Source organism: Amycolatopsis sp. NPDC049253 (assembly GCF_040678995.1).
In the GTDB taxonomy this organism is placed as follows: Bacteria; Actinomycetota; Actinomycetes; order Mycobacteriales; family Pseudonocardiaceae; genus Amycolatopsis.
Genome location: NZ_JBFAQX010000002.1, coordinates 503,664 through 520,391, shown reverse-complemented (window position 1 = coordinate 520,391; position 16,728 = coordinate 503,664). Strand labels below are relative to the sequence as shown.

At 71.3% G+C, this 16,728-nt stretch carries 17 protein-coding genes; 9 read left to right on the top strand and 8 right to left on the bottom strand.

Annotated features, from left to right (window positions below):
• Positions 1 to 82 precede the first annotated feature (82 nt).
• The 4 genes from AB0K15_RS06775 to AB0K15_RS06760 form a co-directional block, all read right to left on the bottom strand.
• Positions 83 to 928, bottom strand: coding sequence for a helix-turn-helix transcriptional regulator (locus AB0K15_RS06775; RefSeq protein ID WP_364046357.1), 846 nt, complete (start codon positions 926 to 928; stop codon positions 83 to 85).
• Between the two features lie 10 nt (positions 929 to 938).
• Positions 939 to 1,919, bottom strand: coding sequence for a zinc-binding dehydrogenase (locus tag AB0K15_RS06770; protein WP_364046355.1), 981 nt, complete (start codon positions 1,917 to 1,919; stop codon positions 939 to 941).
• A gap of 160 nt (positions 1,920 to 2,079) precedes the next feature.
• On the bottom strand, positions 2,080 to 3,306 hold the full coding sequence (locus AB0K15_RS06765) for an amidohydrolase family protein (protein ID WP_364046353.1): 1,227 nt from the start codon (positions 3,304 to 3,306) through the stop codon (positions 2,080 to 2,082).
• A 28-nt stretch (positions 3,307 to 3,334) separates the two neighbouring features.
• Entirely contained in the window at positions 3,335 to 4,741 is a 1,407-nt protein-coding gene (locus AB0K15_RS06760; protein ID WP_364046351.1) for an MFS transporter, read from the bottom strand.
• A gap of 137 nt (positions 4,742 to 4,878) precedes the next feature.
• Between AB0K15_RS06760 and AB0K15_RS06755 the strand changes: the two genes are divergently transcribed.
• The 4 genes from AB0K15_RS06755 to AB0K15_RS06740 are packed head-to-tail and all read left to right on the top strand — an operon-like array spanning position 4,879 to position 8,356.
• On the top strand, positions 4,879 to 5,787 hold the full coding sequence (locus AB0K15_RS06755; RefSeq protein ID WP_364046349.1) for a dihydrodipicolinate synthase family protein: 909 nt from the start codon (positions 4,879 to 4,881) through the stop codon (positions 5,785 to 5,787).
• A 3-nt stretch (positions 5,788 to 5,790) separates the two neighbouring features.
• A complete protein-coding gene (locus tag AB0K15_RS06750) occupies positions 5,791 to 6,792 on the top strand; it encodes a proline racemase family protein (RefSeq protein WP_364046347.1) in 1,002 nt (333 codons plus the stop codon).
• Positions 6,789 to 7,685, top strand: coding sequence for an ornithine cyclodeaminase family protein (locus AB0K15_RS06745; RefSeq protein WP_364046345.1), 897 nt, complete (start codon positions 6,789 to 6,791; stop codon positions 7,683 to 7,685). The genes AB0K15_RS06750 and AB0K15_RS06745 overlap by 4 nt, the downstream gene beginning before the upstream one ends.
• Positions 7,682 to 8,356, top strand: a complete 675-nt coding sequence (locus AB0K15_RS06740; RefSeq protein ID WP_364046343.1) for a GntR family transcriptional regulator — start codon at positions 7,682 to 7,684, stop codon at positions 8,354 to 8,356. Before AB0K15_RS06745 ends, AB0K15_RS06740 begins: the two co-directional genes overlap by 4 nt.
• A 9-nt stretch (positions 8,357 to 8,365) precedes the next feature.
• Here AB0K15_RS06740 and AB0K15_RS06735 read toward each other — a convergent pair whose 3' ends face one another.
• The 3 genes from AB0K15_RS06735 to AB0K15_RS06725 are packed head-to-tail and all read right to left on the bottom strand — an operon-like array spanning position 8,366 to position 9,391.
• The gene (locus tag AB0K15_RS06735) at positions 8,366 to 8,833 is read right to left on the bottom strand and encodes a GNAT family N-acetyltransferase (protein WP_364046341.1); all 468 of its coding nucleotides are present in this window, start codon (positions 8,831 to 8,833) and stop codon (positions 8,366 to 8,368) included.
• Positions 8,787 to 9,218: a hypothetical protein gene (locus AB0K15_RS06730; RefSeq protein ID WP_364046339.1), complete on the bottom strand. Its 432-nt coding sequence runs from the start codon at positions 9,216 to 9,218 to the stop codon at positions 8,787 to 8,789. Before AB0K15_RS06730 ends, AB0K15_RS06735 begins: the two co-directional genes overlap by 47 nt.
• A gap of 38 nt (positions 9,219 to 9,256) precedes the next feature.
• Entirely contained in the window at positions 9,257 to 9,391 is a 135-nt protein-coding gene (locus AB0K15_RS06725; protein WP_364046337.1) for a hypothetical protein, read from the bottom strand.
• A gap of 359 nt (positions 9,392 to 9,750) precedes the next feature.
• Here AB0K15_RS06725 and AB0K15_RS06720 point away from each other — a divergent pair, with 359 nt between their 5' ends.
• Complete coding sequence (locus tag AB0K15_RS06720; protein ID WP_364046335.1) at positions 9,751 to 10,380, top strand: class I SAM-dependent methyltransferase; 630 nt, start codon at positions 9,751 to 9,753, stop codon at positions 10,378 to 10,380.
• On the opposite strand, the gene AB0K15_RS06715 is transcribed toward AB0K15_RS06720, so the two are convergent.
• Complete coding sequence (locus AB0K15_RS06715) at positions 10,381 to 11,277, bottom strand: oxaloacetate decarboxylase (RefSeq protein ID WP_364046333.1); 897 nt, start codon at positions 11,275 to 11,277, stop codon at positions 10,381 to 10,383. It abuts the gene before it with no gap.
• Between the two features lie 136 nt (positions 11,278 to 11,413).
• Here AB0K15_RS06715 and AB0K15_RS06710 point away from each other — a divergent pair, with 136 nt between their 5' ends.
• From AB0K15_RS06710 to AB0K15_RS06695, 4 genes are all read left to right on the top strand, one after another.
• Positions 11,414 to 12,043 carry a GntR family transcriptional regulator gene (locus AB0K15_RS06710; protein ID WP_364046331.1) on the top strand — a complete coding sequence of 210 codons (630 nt, stop codon included), beginning with the start codon at positions 11,414 to 11,416 and terminating at the stop codon, positions 12,041 to 12,043.
• A 109-nt stretch (positions 12,044 to 12,152) separates the two neighbouring features.
• The gene (locus AB0K15_RS06705) at positions 12,153 to 14,216 is read left to right on the top strand and encodes a hydantoinase/oxoprolinase family protein (RefSeq protein ID WP_364046329.1); all 2,064 of its coding nucleotides are present in this window, start codon (positions 12,153 to 12,155) and stop codon (positions 14,214 to 14,216) included.
• A 3-nt stretch (positions 14,217 to 14,219) separates the two neighbouring features.
• Entirely contained in the window at positions 14,220 to 16,097 is a 1,878-nt protein-coding gene (locus tag AB0K15_RS06700) for a hydantoinase B/oxoprolinase family protein (protein ID WP_364046327.1), read from the top strand.
• Positions 16,094 to 16,708, top strand: a complete 615-nt coding sequence (locus tag AB0K15_RS06695) for an isochorismatase family protein (protein WP_364046325.1) — start codon at positions 16,094 to 16,096, stop codon at positions 16,706 to 16,708. The genes AB0K15_RS06700 and AB0K15_RS06695 overlap by 4 nt, the downstream gene beginning before the upstream one ends.
• The last annotated feature ends 20 nt before the right edge of the window (positions 16,709 to 16,728 follow it).

Genomic DNA, 16,728 nt, shown 5'->3' with positions numbered 1-16,728 from the left:
GACGCGTTCACCGAGGCGGACGCGGCTTGCGTCCGGGGCGATCGCGACGCCGTTCCCGAGGGCGATCACCGTGCGGTCCGGTTCAGGCATCCGCGACGGACGCCGCGCCGAGGAGGCGCGCCGCGGCCTCCGAGGGCGAGCCCGGTTCCGCCGTGTAGAGCGTGAGGAACTGGTCCGCGTCGTCCAGCACGCCGAGCAGCTCGAACGCCAGGGTGAACCGGCCCGCCACCGGATGGTGGAACTCCTTCGCTCCGTAGGTGTGCTGGTGCACGTCGTGGTCGGCCCACCGGCGGCGGAAGTCCTCACTCGCGGCCGACAGGTCCGCGACCAGGTCCGCCAGCAGCGGGTCGGCGGGGTTGCGGCCCTGGTAAAGGCGCAGGTGCGCGACGGCCTCGGTCGCGCTGCCCGCCCAGTCCACCAGCACGCTGCGCGCCGCCGGGTCGGTGAAGAGGAACCGCACCATGTTGCGGGACGGTCCGGGCAGGGCTTCCCAGTCCGTGTACAGCGCGCGGGCCGGCCGGTTCGCGGCGAGCACGTCCATCCGGCGGCCGAGGACCATCGCCGGGAGCGGCTCGTGGGCCTCGAGGATCCGGTGCACCGCCGGCCGCACCCGCTGAGGCGGGACCGAGCGCCGCGCCGGGCGGGTGCTCCCCGGGCGCGCCAGTGCGAACAGGTGCGCCCGCTCCGTGGCGTTCAGCCGCAGCGCGCGGGCCACGGCGTCGAGCACCGAATCGGACGGGTTGATCCGCCGGCCGCGCTCCAGCCGCACGTAGTAGTCCACGTTCACCCCGGCCAGCCGCGCGACTTCCTCGCGCCGCAGGCCGGGGACACGGCGAACGCCGGCGCCCGGACCCAGCCCGGCCTCGGCCGGGGTGACCCGGGCGCGGCGCGAGCGCAGGAACTCGCTCAGCTCGTCGTCCCGCTCCATGCGCCCGAGCCTAGAGCGAAACGAGAACCAGCCGCCCGGTCCCCTCCCGGGCGTCGATCCGCCGGTGCGCTTCGCGGACCTCGGTGAACGGCAGCGTCGTCACGGGCAGGCGGATCTTCCCCTCGGCGAACAGGGGCAGCACCGCCCGCACCGCGGGCACGGCCGGCGAGGTGCCGGCGGCCAGGTAGCCGCCCACGTTGAACCCGACGACGCCGATGTTGCCGCCCCACACCGCGTTCAAGTCGAGCGCCGCGCCGTGCTCGCCGCCCGCGTTGCCGACCGCGAGCAGCCGGCCCATCGGAGCGAGCACGCCCACCGAGGCCCGCCGCACGTCGCCGCCCACCGGATCGACGATCACGGTGAACCGCTCGTCTCCCAGCGCCTCGGTGAACTCACCGGAGAGGACGACCCGGTCGAACCCGAGCGCGAGTGCCGCGTCGACTTGCCCGGCCCGGCGCACGGTGCCGACCACCTCTTTGGCCCCGAGCAGCCGCGCCACCTCGGGGTAGACCGACGACAGGCCGCCGAGCGCGCCGTGCACCAGCACCCGGCCGCCGACCGGCGGGCGCACCGCCTCGGTGAGGGACAGGTACGCCGTGACCGTGTTCGCGAACCCCGCGACGGCCTGTTCGCGGCTCACGCCCGTGCCCGCCAGCGGCACCACCAGGTCGGCGGGCGCGACGGTGACCTCCGCGTATCCGCCCATCCGCGGCAGCGTCAGCGTCGCCACCTCGTCGCCGACGGCGAATCCGTCGACGCCCGGGCCGACGGCGCGCACGGTGCCCGCCACCTCGAGCCCGGGCACCACCGGAGGGCGTGGCGCGTAGTCGTAGTCGGCCAGTTCGCCGCGGCGGATGATCGCGTCGACCAGCCCGACGGCCGAATGGGACACGGTGATGCTGAGTTCACCAGGCCCCGGGACGGGCTCGGGGACCTCGGCCGCCTCGATGACGCCGGGGTCGCCGTACGCGGTGATGAACATGGCCTTCATGGTGCGTTCCTCCTGGTGTGGCTGCGATCCACGACCGAGGCTAACGACGCGCGAGGGCCCGTCCGGCGGTCAGAGGGGACCTGTCAGGCCCCCTCTGACCCGGAATTTCACGGCGCCGAGGTGATCACCGTGGTGGTCGGATGTTCGATTCACCCGACGGTCAGCGCCGGACGCGCACCACCCCGTCCTGCACCACGGCCGCGAGCCCGGTCGACGGGTTCGCCAGCACGTCGAGGTTCTCCAACGGGTTCGCCCGCGCGAGCACGACGTCACCCCGGGCGCCGGGGGCCAGGGCCCCCACGGTGCCCACCTGCCGCAGCAGCTTGGCCGCGACCGTGGTGGCCGACCGCAGCACCGCGGCCGGCTTCTGCACCTTGGCGCGCAACGAGAACTCCTCCGACTGCCGCGCCTGCATCGCGCCCAGCAGGTCGCTGCCGTAGGCGATGCGGACGCCGGCCGAGTCGGCGAGCTGCAGTGCCTGGTAGCCGTTTTCCGTCACCCGCACGACCTTTTCGTACTGCTCCGCGGTGAACCCCAGCTCGCGGCTCTGCTCCAGCAAGGCCTGGTAGGTGATCAGCGTGGGCACGTAGAACGCGTCGTGCGAGAGGAACAGGTCGATCGACGTCGCGTCGAGGAGGTTGCCGTGTTCGATCGTGCGGACGCCGAGGCGCAGCCCGCGGTTCACGGCGTCGGCGGTGTAGGCGTGCCCCGCCGTGTAGAGGTTCGCCGCGGCCGCCTCCTCGACGATCGCGGTCACCTCCTCGTCGGAGAACTGCAGGGAATCCACGCGGTCGGTCGGGCTCGCGCAGCCACCGGACAGCATGATCTTCAGGTGGTACGCTCCGCGGCGGATCTCGTCGCGCGCGGCCCGGCGCACCTCGTCGACGCCGTCGCAGACGCGGCCGAGCACGGGGATCGCGTAGTGCTGGTCGTGCACGTCGCGCCCCGCCGGCCGCAGGTCGCCGTGCCCGCCGGTCTGCGAAAGGGCCTTGCCGCCGAAGAAGATCCGCGGGCCCGTGAACAGGCCTTCGGCCACGGCGGCGGCGATGCCGAAGTCCGCGCCTCCGACGTCGCGGACGCTCGTGAAGCCGCGCGCCAGCATGTCCTTCAGCAGCTGAGACGCCTGCGCGGCCACATACGCGGGCGACTCGTCGGCCACCGTGCCGAGCGCCGCGCTCACGGCGTTCACGTGCACGTGGCAGTCGATGAGCCCCGGCACGGCGAACAGCCCTGTGCCGTCCAGCTCTCCGGCCCCGACCGGACCGCCGGGATCGGCTTCGACGGCCGTGATCCGGCCGCCACTGATGCGCACGACCCGGTCGGCGGTGACCTGCTCGGACTCGGGATCGACGACATGGGCGTGCCGGACGTTGAGGTCGGCGGGCATGCGGGCACCTCCAGAGGGTTCGCGGGGTTCAGCCACGTCCGATCGTCTCCTGCCCGATCGTTTCGAGCGAGCGGCCGGTGGTGCGCTGGCCGAACACGGCCACCACCCCGGCACCGATGACGAGCAGGACCAGCAGCATGGTGAACACGCCGCCGAACCCGACGTTGCTGTAGGAGAAACCGATCACGATCGGCGCGATGATGCCGCCGATCCGCCCGACCGCCGACGCGACGCCGAGGCCGGTGGTGCGGATCATCGTCGGGTAGATCTCGGACGTGTAGGAGTACTCGAGCGCCGCGTTGCCGTTCATGAAGAACGACAGCACGATGCCCCAGATCAGGATCTGCGTGCTGTTTCCCGCGAAGGCGAGCCCCAGCGCGCCGAGCGCACCGCCCGCCAGGTAGATCACGATCGTCCACTTGCGCTCGATGCGCTCGCTCACGAACGCGGCGGAGTAGTAGCCGGGGATCTGCGCGAGGTAGATGACGATGGAGAACAGGAAGCTCTTCGAGATGTCGAAGCCCTGCTTCACCAGCAGTGACGGGATCCAGGTGAAGAAGCCGTAGTAGGTGAAGATGGCGACGAACCAGTAGACCCACGACGTGATCGTGGTCTTGCGCAGCCCGGACGACACCAGCGCGCGCAGGTTCGACAGGATCGTGCCCGAGGACACCTGCACATCGTGGTCCTGTGTGGACGGTTGCGGCGCCGGCAGCGGGCCGACGCGGGCGCTGACCTGGCGCTCGATGTCGGCGACCACCAGCTCGGCCTCGGCGGCCCGGCCGTGGACGTGCAGGAACCGCGGCGACTCCGGCAGCGAGCGGCGCCACCACAGCAGCATCACGATCGGCACGGCCGTGAGCACCTGGACCCAGCGCCAGCCGTGGGGCACGTCGCTGACCACGAAGTAGCCGAGCAGGCTCGCGAACACGTAGCCGAACGCGAAGAACCCGGCCAGGGAACCGATGTAGCGCCCGCGCACGCGCGAGGGCACGAACTCCGACAGGTAGGGCGCGATGATCGCGCTCTCCGCGCCGGTGCCCATGCCCGCCACGACACGCGCGACGAACAGCACCGCGAAGTTCGGCGCGACGGCCGCGACGAGGCTCGCGGCCGCGTAGAGGATGAGCGCGCTGACCATGACCGCGCGCCGGCCGATCCTGTCGCCGAGCACCCCGGCGCCGAACGCGCCGAAGAGGAAGCCGATCAGCAGGCTGCTGCCCAGGATGCCGGTGGCTCCGCTGGACAGGCCCCATTCGGCGGTGACGGAGGGGAGGATGAAGGCGACGATCGCGCCGTCCATCGCGTCGAAGGTGTACCCGAGGCCGCCCGCGAAGAGCAGCTTGTAGTGGAACCGGGAGATCGGCAGGCGTTCGAGCCGCGCCGCCAGCACGTGCGACGTGAGCTTCGGGCGCGCGCCGGTCGTTTCTGACATGGAGCCTCCCACGATGGGGGACGAGGTCAGGCCACTGTACAATGTCACATGACACATGGCACGATGAATCTCCGACCGATTTTCGGACTCGGCTCCGGCCGACGGCGCTGAGTAACATCGACTTCGTGGAGGGCTTGATGACCGGGCGCGAAAAGCCGTGGCACGGCGTACTGGTGGCGGCCGCGCTCCCCTTGCGGGAGACCGGCCCGGGTGCGCTGACCGTCGATTTCGACGCGTACGCCGAGCATGTCGCGTGGCTGGCCGAAAGCGGTTGTGACGGGGTCACGCCCAACGGTTCGCTGGGGGAGTACCAGACGCTGAGCGTCGAGGAGCGCACGCGCGTGGTGCGCACCGCCTTGGAAGCCGCCCCCGAGGGCTTCACGGTGATGCCGGGTGTCGCGGCGTACGGGGCGACGGAAGCGCGGCGCTGGGCCGAGAGCGCGGCGGAGGCCGGCTGCCCCGCCGTGATGCTGCTGCCGCCCAACTCCTACCGGGCCGACGAGCGCGCGGTGGTCGAGCACTACCGCGAGGTCGCGAAGGCGGGTGTGCCGATCGTCGCGTACAACAACCCGTTCGACACCAAGGTCGACCTCGTGCCGGAGCTGCTGGCCGAGCTGCACGCCGAGGGCTTGATCGTGGGTGTCAAGGAATTCTCGGGCGATGTGCGCCGGCCGTATCGGATCGCCGAGCTGGCACCGGAGCTCGACGTGCTGTGCGGTGCCGACGACGTGCTGCTGGAGCTGGCCATCGCCGGCGCGCCCGGCTGGGTCGCGGGCTACCCCAACGCGTTCCCCAAGGCCACCAGCGAGCTGTGGGCCGCGGCGTCGGCCGGCGACCTGGAGAAGGCCGTGCCGCTCTACCGGCTGCTGCACCCGTTGCTGCGCTGGGACTCGCTCACGGAGTTCGTGCAGGCGATCAAGCTGAGCATGGACATCGCGGGCCGCTACGGCGGGCCGTGCCGGCCGCCGCGGGTGCCGCTCACGCCCGAGCAGGAGAAGGCCGTTCGCCAGGCCACCGAACGAGCGCTCGAGGAAGGGCTTTCCTAGACCATGCGCGCCAAGCGGCTGTTCCACGCGGTCGACTCCCACACCGAGGGGATGCCGACCCGCGTGATCACGGGTGGGGTCGGCGTCGTGCCGGGTGCCACGATGTTCGAGCGCCGGCAGTACTTCGTCGAGCACCTCGACCACATCCGGCAGCTGCTGATGAACGAGCCACGCGGGCATTCGGCCATGAGCGGGGCGATCCTGCAGCCGCCGACACGGCCCGATGCCGACTGGGGCGTGCTGTTCATCGAGGTGTCGGGCTGCCTGCCGATGTGCGGGCACGGCACCATCGGCGTCGCGACGGTCCTGGTCGAGACGGGCATGGTCGAGGTCGACGAGCCGGTCACCACGATCCGGCTCGACACCCCGGCGGGGCTCGTCATCGCCGAGGTGGCGGTGCGAGACGGCGCGGCGCGGTCGGTGACGATCCGCAACGTGCCGTCGTTCTCGGTGGGTCTCGACCGCAAGGTGGCCGTGCCGGGGCTCGGCCAGGTGCGCTACGACCTGGCCTTCGGCGGCAACTTCTACGCGATCGTCGAGCTGGAGGAGCTCGGGCTTCCGTTCGACCGCGCGGAAAAGCAGCGGCTGCTCGACGCGGGTCTGTCCATCATGGACGCGATCAACTCCCAGGACCTGCCCGTGCACCCGGAGAACCCCGCGATTTCCGGGTGCCACCACGTGTACCTCGCCGCACCGGGTTCCGACGCGCGGGTTTCGCGCCACGCCATGGCCATCCACCCGGGCTGGTTCGACCGTTCGCCGTGCGGCACGGGCACGAGCGCGCGGATGGCGCAGCTGCACGCGCGTGGCGAACTGGCGCTGCACACCGATTTCCGCAACGAGTCGTTCATCGGCACGCACTTCATCGGCCGGCTGGTGGAGGAGACGACGGTGGGCACGGTGCCCGCCGTCGTCCCGACCATCACCGGCCGTGCGTGGCTGACCGGCACGGCGCAGTACTTCCTCGACCCCGACGACCCGTTCCCGGCGGGGTTCGAGCTGTGATCGAGGTGCTGGCCGCGCGGCCGTCGACGACCGCGGCGATCGCGGCGTTGCGGGCCGCGCTGGCCGACGGGCTCGACCCCGCGGCGGACCCGGCGCGGGCCGTCGTCCCGGTGCCGAGCGGGCAGTTCCTGCTGATGCCGGCCTTCTGGGGGGCGTTCGCCGGGGTGAAGGTGGCGACGGTCGCGCCCGGCAATCCCGCCCGCGACCTGCCGCGGATCCAGGGTGAGTACCTCCTGCTGGACGGGGCGACGTTGACCCCGCTGGCCTTGCTCGACGGGGTCGCGGTGACGTCCGTGCGGACGGCGGCGGTGTCGGCGCTGGCCGTGGACTGCCTGGCGGCGCCGGACGCGTCGCGGCTGGTGGTGTTCGGGACCGGGCCGCAGGCGGCGAGCCACGTCGAGGCGCTGCGGGAAGTCCGGCCGGTGCGCGACGTCGTGGTGGTGGGGCGTTCCGCTTCGCGGACCGAGGCGTTCGCGTCGGCCTGGGGCGCCCGGGTCGGCACCGCGGCGGACGTGGCTTCGGCGGACCTGGTGGCGTGCTGCACCACTTCGCCGACGCCGTTGTTCGACGGCGCCCTGGTTCAAGACGGGGCGACGGTGGTGGCGGTCGGTTCCCACGAACCGCACGTGCGTGAGGTCGACTCTGCGTTGGTCGGCCGCGCCACGGTGGTCGTCGAAGCGGTGGACACCGCCCTGCGCGAGGCCGGCGACGTCGTGCTGGCGGTTTCCGAAGGGGCACTGACGCCGGACGCGCTGGTGCCGCTGTCCGATGTGGTCCGCGGGGCGGTGCTGCCCGCGTCGGGGCCCCGGCTGTTCAAGAGCGTGGGGATGGCGTGGGAGGATCTGGTGGTCGCCGCCACCACCTACGAGGCCGCCCGGGGAGAGGCACGTTGACCAGCCAGGAGCACCTCACGCTGACGTTGCCCACCTTCGGCGTCCAGCGGAACCTGCGCGACCAGATCACGCAGACGCTGCGCGCCGCCGTCATCGCCGGCGAGCTGCGCCCCGGCGTGGTGTACTCGGCGCCCAGCCTCGCCACGCAGTTCGGTGTCTCCGCGACGCCCGTGCGCGAGGCCATGCTCGACCTCGTCAAAGAAGGCTTGATCGACACGGTGCGGAACAAGGGTTTCCGCGTCACCGAACCGTCCGAAAAGGACCTCGACGACCTCAGCGAGCTCCGCGCCCTCATCGAGGTGCCCACCGTCCGCCGCCTCGCCGAGACGGGCGTCGACCCGGCCGTGATCGCCGAGCTGCGCCCGCTGGCCACCGGCATCGAACACGCGGCCGCCGAGCACGACCTCATCGCCCACGTCGCCACGGACATGCAGTTCCACCTGCGCCTGCTCGAACAGGCGGGCAACCCGCACCTCGTCGAGACCGTTCGCTCCCTGCGCTCCCGCTCCCGCATCTACGGCCTCCGCGGCCTCGCCGACCGCGACGAGCTCATCCCCTCCTCCCACGAACACGCGGTGCTCCTGGACCTCATCGAAGCCCGCGATGCCGACGGCGCGGAAGCCTTGATGACCCGCCACATCCGGCACGTGCGGGGGATCTGGGCCGAGTAACGCCCGGCACTAGGACCGGACGAACAGCCGCCTGCGCCATTTCCCGGCTTTCGCGCCGCTGCGCTCGAGGGCCGCGATCATGGGCCGGTTCTCGGTGTCCACGTACGCGTGAACCGCGGCCAGACCGCGCCGACGGGCCGCTCGGTAGCCTGCGTAGACAAGCTGCTCACCCAGCCGCCGGCCGCGATACTCGGGCACCACGCAGAGATAACAGAGAACGGCAGAGTCGCCGGTGGCGCTGATTCCGACTACCCCGACCGACTCGCCCTCTGGTGAGTCGGCGAGCCGCCAGGACCTCTCGTCCGCAGGCCGCACATCGTGACGGAGAAAACTGTCGGCCCAGTCCCGTGGGTCCTGCCGGATCATGCGGAGGCGATCGCCACGGTCGAGAGTAGTCGTCGCTGCGCCCGCCATCACCTCTGCCAGCCGCTCACGGCCGACTTCGGCCAGAGTCCGAAACCTGAGGTCGTCGGACACGATCAACGGCTGCTCGCTGTCGGTCCACACCAGCCGATGCCTTTCCATGGCCGGCTCGAAGCCGGGCCTCTCGTGCGATCGTGCATCGGTCGTCGGCGTCCTCGTGGGCCGAGTCGTTGATGTCGAGATAGAGCGGCGCGCCACGCAGCGCGGGATTCGCGCCCGCGGTGAGCACGACAGCCCCGGCGGCGAGGTCGCCGGCCGGGAAGGACCACCGGGCCAGGGTGTACGCCAAAGGCTGCCGCTCGAGCACTTCCGCCCGGCCGAGCGTCACTCCCGCCATGGTGTCGCCGTCCCGTTGCAGCTCGAACCGGACGATCGGCCGGAGCGTCGAGCCCGGCCGGACGTCCGTCTCGCTCAGGTCGTGCCGAATCAACCGTTCCATTCACGTCCTCCCGCACCCTGACTGACCACCCTGCCCGATCAGGACAACTGGTACCGCCAGGCGATCGCGTCCCCGCAGTTCGGGTAGCCCGCTTTGGCCGCGCCGGCGCCGAGGGAGGTTTTGGCTTCGTCGACGACGGCCTCGAAACCGGAGAGGTTCAGAGCGGCAATCATGTCGCTGGCGGGGCTCGGCCGGGCGTCGGTGCCCGTCGAGGAGTTTCGCCAGGCCTCGCGGTCGTCGCGCAGCGTTTTGGTCAGGTGCTGCCAGGCCGTGCGGAAGGCGGCGTGCGTGTCGGCGTCGGCTTGGTCCGCTTTGGCCGCGGCGTCGATCTGCCGGTCGAGCAGCGTCGTTCGTCCTGTCCTGCGGGGAAGCGCAGCCGGTCAGGCCCAGCACCAGCGCCAGAGCCGCGCCGCCCGCCGTGACGCATCGCCTCACTCCGGTTCGGACCGGTCCCGAAGCGAGCCGAGACGCGGAATTCGCGCCCACGTTGTGCGAGGGTGGACCCCGAACGCCGCACGAGGGGAATCCGGGAATGGGCGAGGAAGCGACTACGGCGCAGGAGTTGTTCGACGCCATCGGCGCCGGTTACGAAGAGGCGTTCGGGCGCCCGCCGATGGTCGAGGCCGCGGTGCGGGAGCTGGTCGCCGTGCTGCCGCCGGGTGCGCGGGTGCTCGACGTCGGCAGCGGCACCGGCCGTCCGGTTGCCGAGGACCTGACGCGAGCCGGGCACCGCGTCACCGGACTCGACGTGTCACGCGAGATGGTCCGCATCGCGCGGGAGCAGGTGCCGGCCGCGGAGTTCCGGCACGTCGACGTGCGGGAGTGGGAATCGGAAGCGGAGAGCTGGGACGCGGTCTGCGCGTTCTTCCCGTTCCTGCAGATGACCCGCGCTGAGACGGAGTCCGTGCTGGGCAAGATCGCGGGCTGGCTGAAGACGGGCGGGCGGTTCGCGCTCATCACCGTGCCGAAGGACATCGAAGACGTGCCGCTCGATTTCCTCGGCCACGCGGTGCGCCTCACCAGTTTCGCGTCCGGCGACCTCGTCGAGCGGGTCCGGGCCGCCGGGCTCGAGGTGACCGGGACGAGGTCCCAGGTCTTCGAGCCCGGCAAACCCGGCGCGGAGCCGGAAGAGCACTTCCTGATCACCGCGCGGAAACCCTGATCACTCCCCGGAAAACCGCTGTTCCAGCTCACTCACCTCGGGCAGCCCGATCAGCGTCGTGAACTCGTCGAACGTCGGGACGCCCGGCAGGGCGGCCGCGGGCGTGCCGTCGCGGCGGATGACGTCGAGCAGGGAGCGGATGCCGGCCGTCGCGGCGAGCAGGGTGCCGATGGGGTACAGCACGAGCGAGAAGCCGAGGTCCGCGATGCGCGACAGCGGCAGCGGCGGGGTCCGGCCGCCTTCGGCCCAGTTGAACACCAGGGGCGCGACGCCGCGAAGCTCGGTGGCCACGCGCTCGATGCTCTCCTCGCTCGTCGGTGCTTCCACGAACAGCACGTCCGCGCCCGCGTCGGCGTAGGCCTTGGCGCGGCCGAGGGCGTCGTCGAGGCCGTGGACGGCCGCGGCGTCCGTGCGGGCGATCAGCACGAAGTCCGGGTCGCGCCGGGCGGCGGCGGCCGCGGCGATCTTGCCGACCATCTCCTCGCGCGAGATCACGGCCTTGCCCGACATGTGGCCGCACTTCTTGGGCATCACCTGGTCTTCGAGGTGGATCGCCGCGACGCCGGCCTGTTCGTACGCGCGCACGGTGCGCACCACGTTGATCGCATTGCCGTATCCGGTGTCGGCGTCGGCGATCACGGGCACGTCGACGGCCGAGACGATGCGCGTGGCGTTGTCGATCATCTCCGCGCCCGAGAGCAGGCCCACGTCCGGGCGCCCGATCAGGGACGCGGTGGTGCCGAAGCCCGTCATGTACACGACGTCGAACCCGGCCTGCTCCACCAGCCGGGCCGAAAGCGCGTCGTACGCCCCGGGCGCGACCAGCGGCGGGCCCGCGGTCAGCAGCTCGCGCAGGCGTTTGCGCGGGGTTCCGGCCGTACCGAGCAGATTTCCCACGGAATTCCTCCTTGTATACATCCATGGCAAAACTACGCCGAACGCCTTGCGTCGGACAAGACTCCGGCCTAGATTGCACACAATCTGCGAGACGAGGTGACGGGTGACACAGGCAGCGACTTCATCGGGACGCGCGGTGGACGCATTGCGCGAGCTGATCCTGAAGGGCGAGTTCCCGGCGGGCGCCCGGCTCGGCGAGGTCGAGCTGGCCGACCGGCTCGGCGTGAGCCGGACCCCGGTCCGCGAGGCGCTGACCCGCCTCGCGGCCGAGGGCCTCGTGGAGATCGTCCCGAACCGCGGGGCCCGGGTCAGCCGGTGGACCGTCGCCGAGCTGGAAGGCGTGTTCGAGCTGCGCACGCTGCTGGAACCCCAGCTCACCGCGCTCGCCGTGCCCCACGCGACCGAGGCCGACCTGGCCGCGCTCGACGAGCTCGCCGGGCGCATGGTCGAGGTCGGACGTCCCGGACCGGGACAGGACCTCGACGCGCTGGTGCCGATGAACCGCGAGTTCCACGCCAAGCTCGTGGAGCTCGCCCGGCACCCGGCGCTGGCCGGCTCGCTTGCGAGCGCCATCCACGCGCCGATCGTGCTGCGCAACTTCCACACCTACGACGAACAGTCCCTGCGGCGCAGCCTCGCCCACCACGTCGAGATCGTCGCCGCCCTGCGCGCCGGCGACCCCGACTGGGCACACGCCGTGATGACCGCCCACATCCGCAACGCCCGAGCCGTGATGGTTCGCGCGGCCCAGGAGCAGAGCCCATGACTCATCTCCTCAGCCACACCGTCACGGCGGGCCGCACTCTCTCCAACGGCAACAACAGCGCGAGATCGCGCGCCCTGGCGGAGCCGGGGCCGACAACACAGGAGAACAGATGACCTATCGGCTCGGTGTCGACGTCGGCGGCACCTTCACCGACGTGCTGCTGGTCGAGGAGACGACCGGCGGCACCTGGCGGGCGAAGACCCCGTCCACCCCGGCCGACCAGTCGGTCGGCGTCCGCAACGGCATCGCGAAGGTGTGCGCCGACGCGGGCATCGCGCTGAGCGAGGTCGCGCAGGTGCTGCACGGCACGACCGTGGCCACCAACGCCATCCTCGAAGGCAAGGGCGCCCGCGTGGGGCTCGTGACCACGCGCGGGTTCCGCCAGGTACTGCAGATCGCGCGCTCCTACGTCCCGGGCGGGCTCGCCGGCTGGATCATCTGGCCGAAGCCGGAACCCCTGGCGGCGCTGGAGAACACCGTCGAGGTCGACGAGCGCATCGCCAGCGATGGCGCGGTGATCCGCGAGCTCGACGAGGCCGACGTGCGGGCCCAGCTGGAGAAGCTGCGCGGGCGCGACATCCAGGCGCTCGCCGTGTCGCTGATCAACTCGTTCGCCGACTCCGCGCACGAGCGCCGCGTGGGCGAGATCGCCGCCGAGGTGCTGCCCGGTGTGCCCGTGTCGCTGTCGTCCGACGTGCTGCCGGAGCTGCGCGAATACGAGCGCACGGTCACCACCGTCGCCAACGGCTACGTGCAGCCGCAGGTCAAGAAGTACGTGGAGACGCTCGCGAGTGAGCTCGCCGGCAGCGGCGTGGCCGGTGAGCTGGCCATCCTGCGCAGCGACGGCGGCCTGTCGGCGGCCGAAGCCGCCGTGGCCGCCCCCGTGACGATGCTGCTGTCCGGCCCCGCCGGTGGCGTGACCGGTGCGGTGTGGGTGGCCGAGCAGTGCGGCCACCGCGACCTGATCACGTTCGACATGGGCGGCACGTCCACCGACGTCGCGCTCGTACAGGACCTCAACCCGCGCATCGGCCGCGAGACCCAGGTCGGTGATCTCACCGTGCGGGCGTCCAGTGTGGACGTTCGCACGGTCGGCGCAGGCGGTGGTTCCATCGCCCATGTGCCGGAACTGACCAAGGCCTTGCGCGTCGGCCCGCAGTCGGCGGGTGCCGACCCCGGCCCCGCCGCGTACGGCAAGGGCGGCACCGAGCCGACGGTGACCGACGCCAACGTGGTCCTCGGCTACCTGCCCGCGCAGCTGGCCGGCGGTGAGATCACGCTCGACGTCGAGGCCGCCCGCACGGCCGTCGCCAAGGTGGCCGACGCGATGGGCCTGCCGAGCGTCGAGGCCGCGGCGGCGGGGATCATCGACATCGTCAACGAGAACATGCTCGGCGGGCTGCGGCTCGTCTCGGTGCAGCAGGGCTTCGACCCACGTGACTTCGCGCTCGTCGCGTTCGGTGGTGCGGGTCCCTTGCATGCCAACGCCCTCGGCAAGCTCACCGGCGCGTGGCCCGTGATCGTGCCCCCGTCACCCGGCGTGCTGTGCGCGCTGGGCGACGCGACCACGAGCCTGCGCGACGTGTCGGCCCGCACCGTGCTGCGCCGCTTCGGCGACCTCACCGGCGCCGAGCTGGTGCAGATCCTGCGCGAACTCGGCGACGAAGCCGGCGGCCGGCTCGTGGAGCAGGGGCTCGACCGCGCCGACCAGACACTCGGGTTCCAGGTCGACGTGCGCTACCACGGCCAGGGGTTCGAGATCCCGGTCGAGGTCGACCCCGCGTCGCTGGAGGCGCCCGGCACCGCGCTCGACCTGCTGGCCAAGCACTTCGACGCCGAGCACGACCGGCTGTTCTCGTTCCTGCTCGACGTCGACCACGAGCTGGTCAACGCCCGCGCGACCGTCACCGGCCCGCGCCCGTCGGTGGCGCCGGTGACGCTGCCCGAGGGCACCGGTGATCCGGCCGCCGCGCTGGTGGACACGCACCCGATCCACGTGTCGGGCAAGCAGCTCGACGCGAAGGTCTACGACCGCGCGAAGCTCCTGGCCGGTGACGTCGTCGCCGGGCCCGCGATCGTGACCGAAATGGACTCCACGACCCTCGTGCTGCCCGAGCACGCTGCCACCGTGCACGCGTCCGGCAGCCTGCTGATCACCCCGCTGGAGGGCTGAACCTTGGCTGAGATCATCGAGACCGCCACCGGCGCGATCACCAAGTCCGAAGTGGACCCGGTCACCCTCGACCTGATCGAGAACGGGCTGCGCAACGCCCGTTACGAGATGGACGAGGTGCTCTTCCGCACCGCGCTCTCGCCCGGCATCCGCGAGCAGCACGACGAGTTCCCGCTCGTCGGCGACCCGAGCGGCAAGATGGTCGTCGGCCAGTTCGGACTGTCCATCCCGGACTTCCTCGAGGGCTTCGACGACACCATCGAAGAGGGCGACGTGCTCATGACGTCGGACCCGTACGCGTGCGGCGCGGCGATCAGCCACGCCAACGACTGGCTGATCGTGATGCCGATCTACCACGAGGGCCGGCTCGTCGGCTGGGCCTCGATGTTCGGGCACATGTCCGACGTCGGCGGCAAGACCCCGTCGTCGATGCCCACCGACGCGCGCACGATCTACGAAGAGGGCGTGGTCGTCCCGCCGTTCAAGCTCTACAGCAAGGGAAAGCTGAACGAGGACGCCCTGCGGATCATTCTCAACCAGGTTCGCATGCCCGACTGGAACCGCGCCGACCTCAACGGGCTGGTCGCCGCCTGCCGCACGGCGTCGCGCCGCGTGGTGGAGATGTGCGACCGGTTCGGCACCGCGACCTACCTGTCCGCTTTGGACGCCCTGCTGCAGCGCAACTACGACGCCATGAAGATCCTGCTGCAGACGGTGTTCGAAGACGGCAAGACGATCAGCTTCACCGACTACATCTGCGACGACGGCGTGGGTTTCGGCCCCTACGAGCTGAAACTCTCGCTCACCCGAACCGGCGAGAAGGTGCACCTGGACTTCACCGGCAGCTCGCCGCAGGCCGCCGGTCCGATCAACTACTACATCAACGAGAACCTGACCCGGATGTTCTTCGGGATCTACATGATCACCGTGGCCGACCCGCAGATCCTGTGGAACGACGGGTTCTACCCGCTGGTCGACGTGACCATTCCGGACGGTTCCTACTGGAAGCCGAAGCACCCGGCGTCGCTCAACGGCCGCAACCACGGCATCGGCCGCGTGTTCGACCTCTTCGGCGGCCTGCTCGGCCAGACGAACCCGGCGCTGCTCAACGCGGCGGGCTTTTCGTCCAGCCCGCACTTCATGTACTCCGGGCACTATTCCTCGGGAGAGCGCAAGGGCGAGTGGTTCCAGCTGTACTCGATCGGCTTCGGCGGCATCCCCGGCCGGCCGCTGGGCGACGGGCCGGACGGGCACTCGCTGTGGCCGAGTTTCGTCAACATCCCTTGTGAGTACCTGGAGTCCTACTATCCGTTGCGCATCGAACGCTGGGAGACCGTCGCCGACACCGGCGGTGCGGGCCTGCACCGCGGCGGCAACGGCGTGGACGTGACCTACGTCTTCGAAGAGCCGGGCACGATCGCGATCCACGACGACCGCTGGCTCACCTACCCGTGGGGCGTCAACGGCGGCGCGCCCGGTGCCCGCGGGATCAAGTGGATCGACCGCGCGGACGGCACGAAGGAAGTCCTGCCCAGCAAGTGCCACGACGTCCCGGTGCACACCGGCGACGTGCTGCACTTCGTCACCTGGGGTGGCGGTGGCTGGGGCGATCCGCTCGAGCGCGACCCCGCGCTGGTGGGCCTGGAGGTCGAACGCGGTCTCGTGACGCCGGACGGCGCGCGCGGCTACGGCGTGGTCGTCGCGGCGGACGGCACCGTGGACACCGGCGCCACGAAGACGTTGCGCGATCAGCTGCGCGCGTCGCGGCCCGCGGAGCTGCCCGTGTTCGACATGGGTCCGCCGATCGAGGAGCTGCTGGCCCGCTGCGAGGCGGAGACCGGCCTGCCGGCACCACAGCGCCCGGTCTGGTCGGCGACGTGAGCGGGCCGCACGGGTCCGCGTTCTCCGGCCGGCTCGGCTGGGGAGCGCGGCCCGCGCTGCTCGTGATCGACCTCGTGCGCGCGTACACCGAGGCCGGCGGGCCGTTCGAGCTCCCCGCCCCGGGGCCGGCGATCGAGGCGACGCGGGCGTTGCTCGAGGTCGCGCGCACCGCGGGTCGCCCGGTGATGTGGACCTCGGTGGTCTACACGCTCGGCCTCGCCGACGGTGGGCTGTTCGTGGAGAAGGTCCCGGCGCTCAAGGCGTTCGCCGACGGCGCCGAAGGCGGCTGGGGCGAGATCGGGCCGCTGAAGCCCGAGCCGGGGGAAGGCGTGGTGACCAAGCAGTACGCGTCCGCTTTCTTCGGCACCTCGCTGGCGTCCACTTTGCACACGTCCGGTGTGGACACTCTGGTCGTCACCGGGGTTTCGACCTCCGGCTGTGTGCGAGCGTCCGCAATGGACGCGCTCAACCACGGATTCCGGCCGAAAGTCGTGCGCCAGGCGTGCGCGGACCGCACGGAAGCCTTGCACGACAACAACCTGACGGACCTCGATGCGAAGTACGCCGACGTCGTGGACCTCGACGAGGCGCTGGCGCAACTGGCCGGATAAGCCACGAGGGGCCTCCCCGG

Coding starts and splice junctions, on each gene's coding strand:
- AB0K15_RS06775 (WP_364046357.1), bottom strand. CDS start 928: ATGGAGCGGGACGACGAGCTGAGCGAGTTCCTGCGCTCGCGCCGCGCC.
- AB0K15_RS06770 (WP_364046355.1), bottom strand. CDS start 1,919: ATGAAGGCCATGTTCATCACCGCGTACGGCGACCCCGGCGTCATCGAG.
- AB0K15_RS06765 (WP_364046353.1), bottom strand. CDS start 3,306: ATGCCCGCCGACCTCAACGTCCGGCACGCCCATGTCGTCGATCCCGAG.
- AB0K15_RS06760 (WP_364046351.1), bottom strand. CDS start 4,741: ATGTCAGAAACGACCGGCGCGCGCCCGAAGCTCACGTCGCACGTGCTG.
- AB0K15_RS06755 (WP_364046349.1), top strand. CDS start 4,879: ATGACCGGGCGCGAAAAGCCGTGGCACGGCGTACTGGTGGCGGCCGCG.
- AB0K15_RS06750 (WP_364046347.1), top strand. CDS start 5,791: ATGCGCGCCAAGCGGCTGTTCCACGCGGTCGACTCCCACACCGAGGGG.
- AB0K15_RS06730 (WP_364046339.1), bottom strand. CDS start 9,218: ATGGAACGGTTGATTCGGCACGACCTGAGCGAGACGGACGTCCGGCCG.
- AB0K15_RS06725 (WP_364046337.1), bottom strand. CDS start 9,391: ATGATTGCCGCTCTGAACCTCTCCGGTTTCGAGGCCGTCGTCGACGAA.
- AB0K15_RS06720 (WP_364046335.1), top strand. CDS start 9,751: ATGGGCGAGGAAGCGACTACGGCGCAGGAGTTGTTCGACGCCATCGGC.
- AB0K15_RS06705 (WP_364046329.1), top strand. CDS start 12,153: ATGACCTATCGGCTCGGTGTCGACGTCGGCGGCACCTTCACCGACGTG.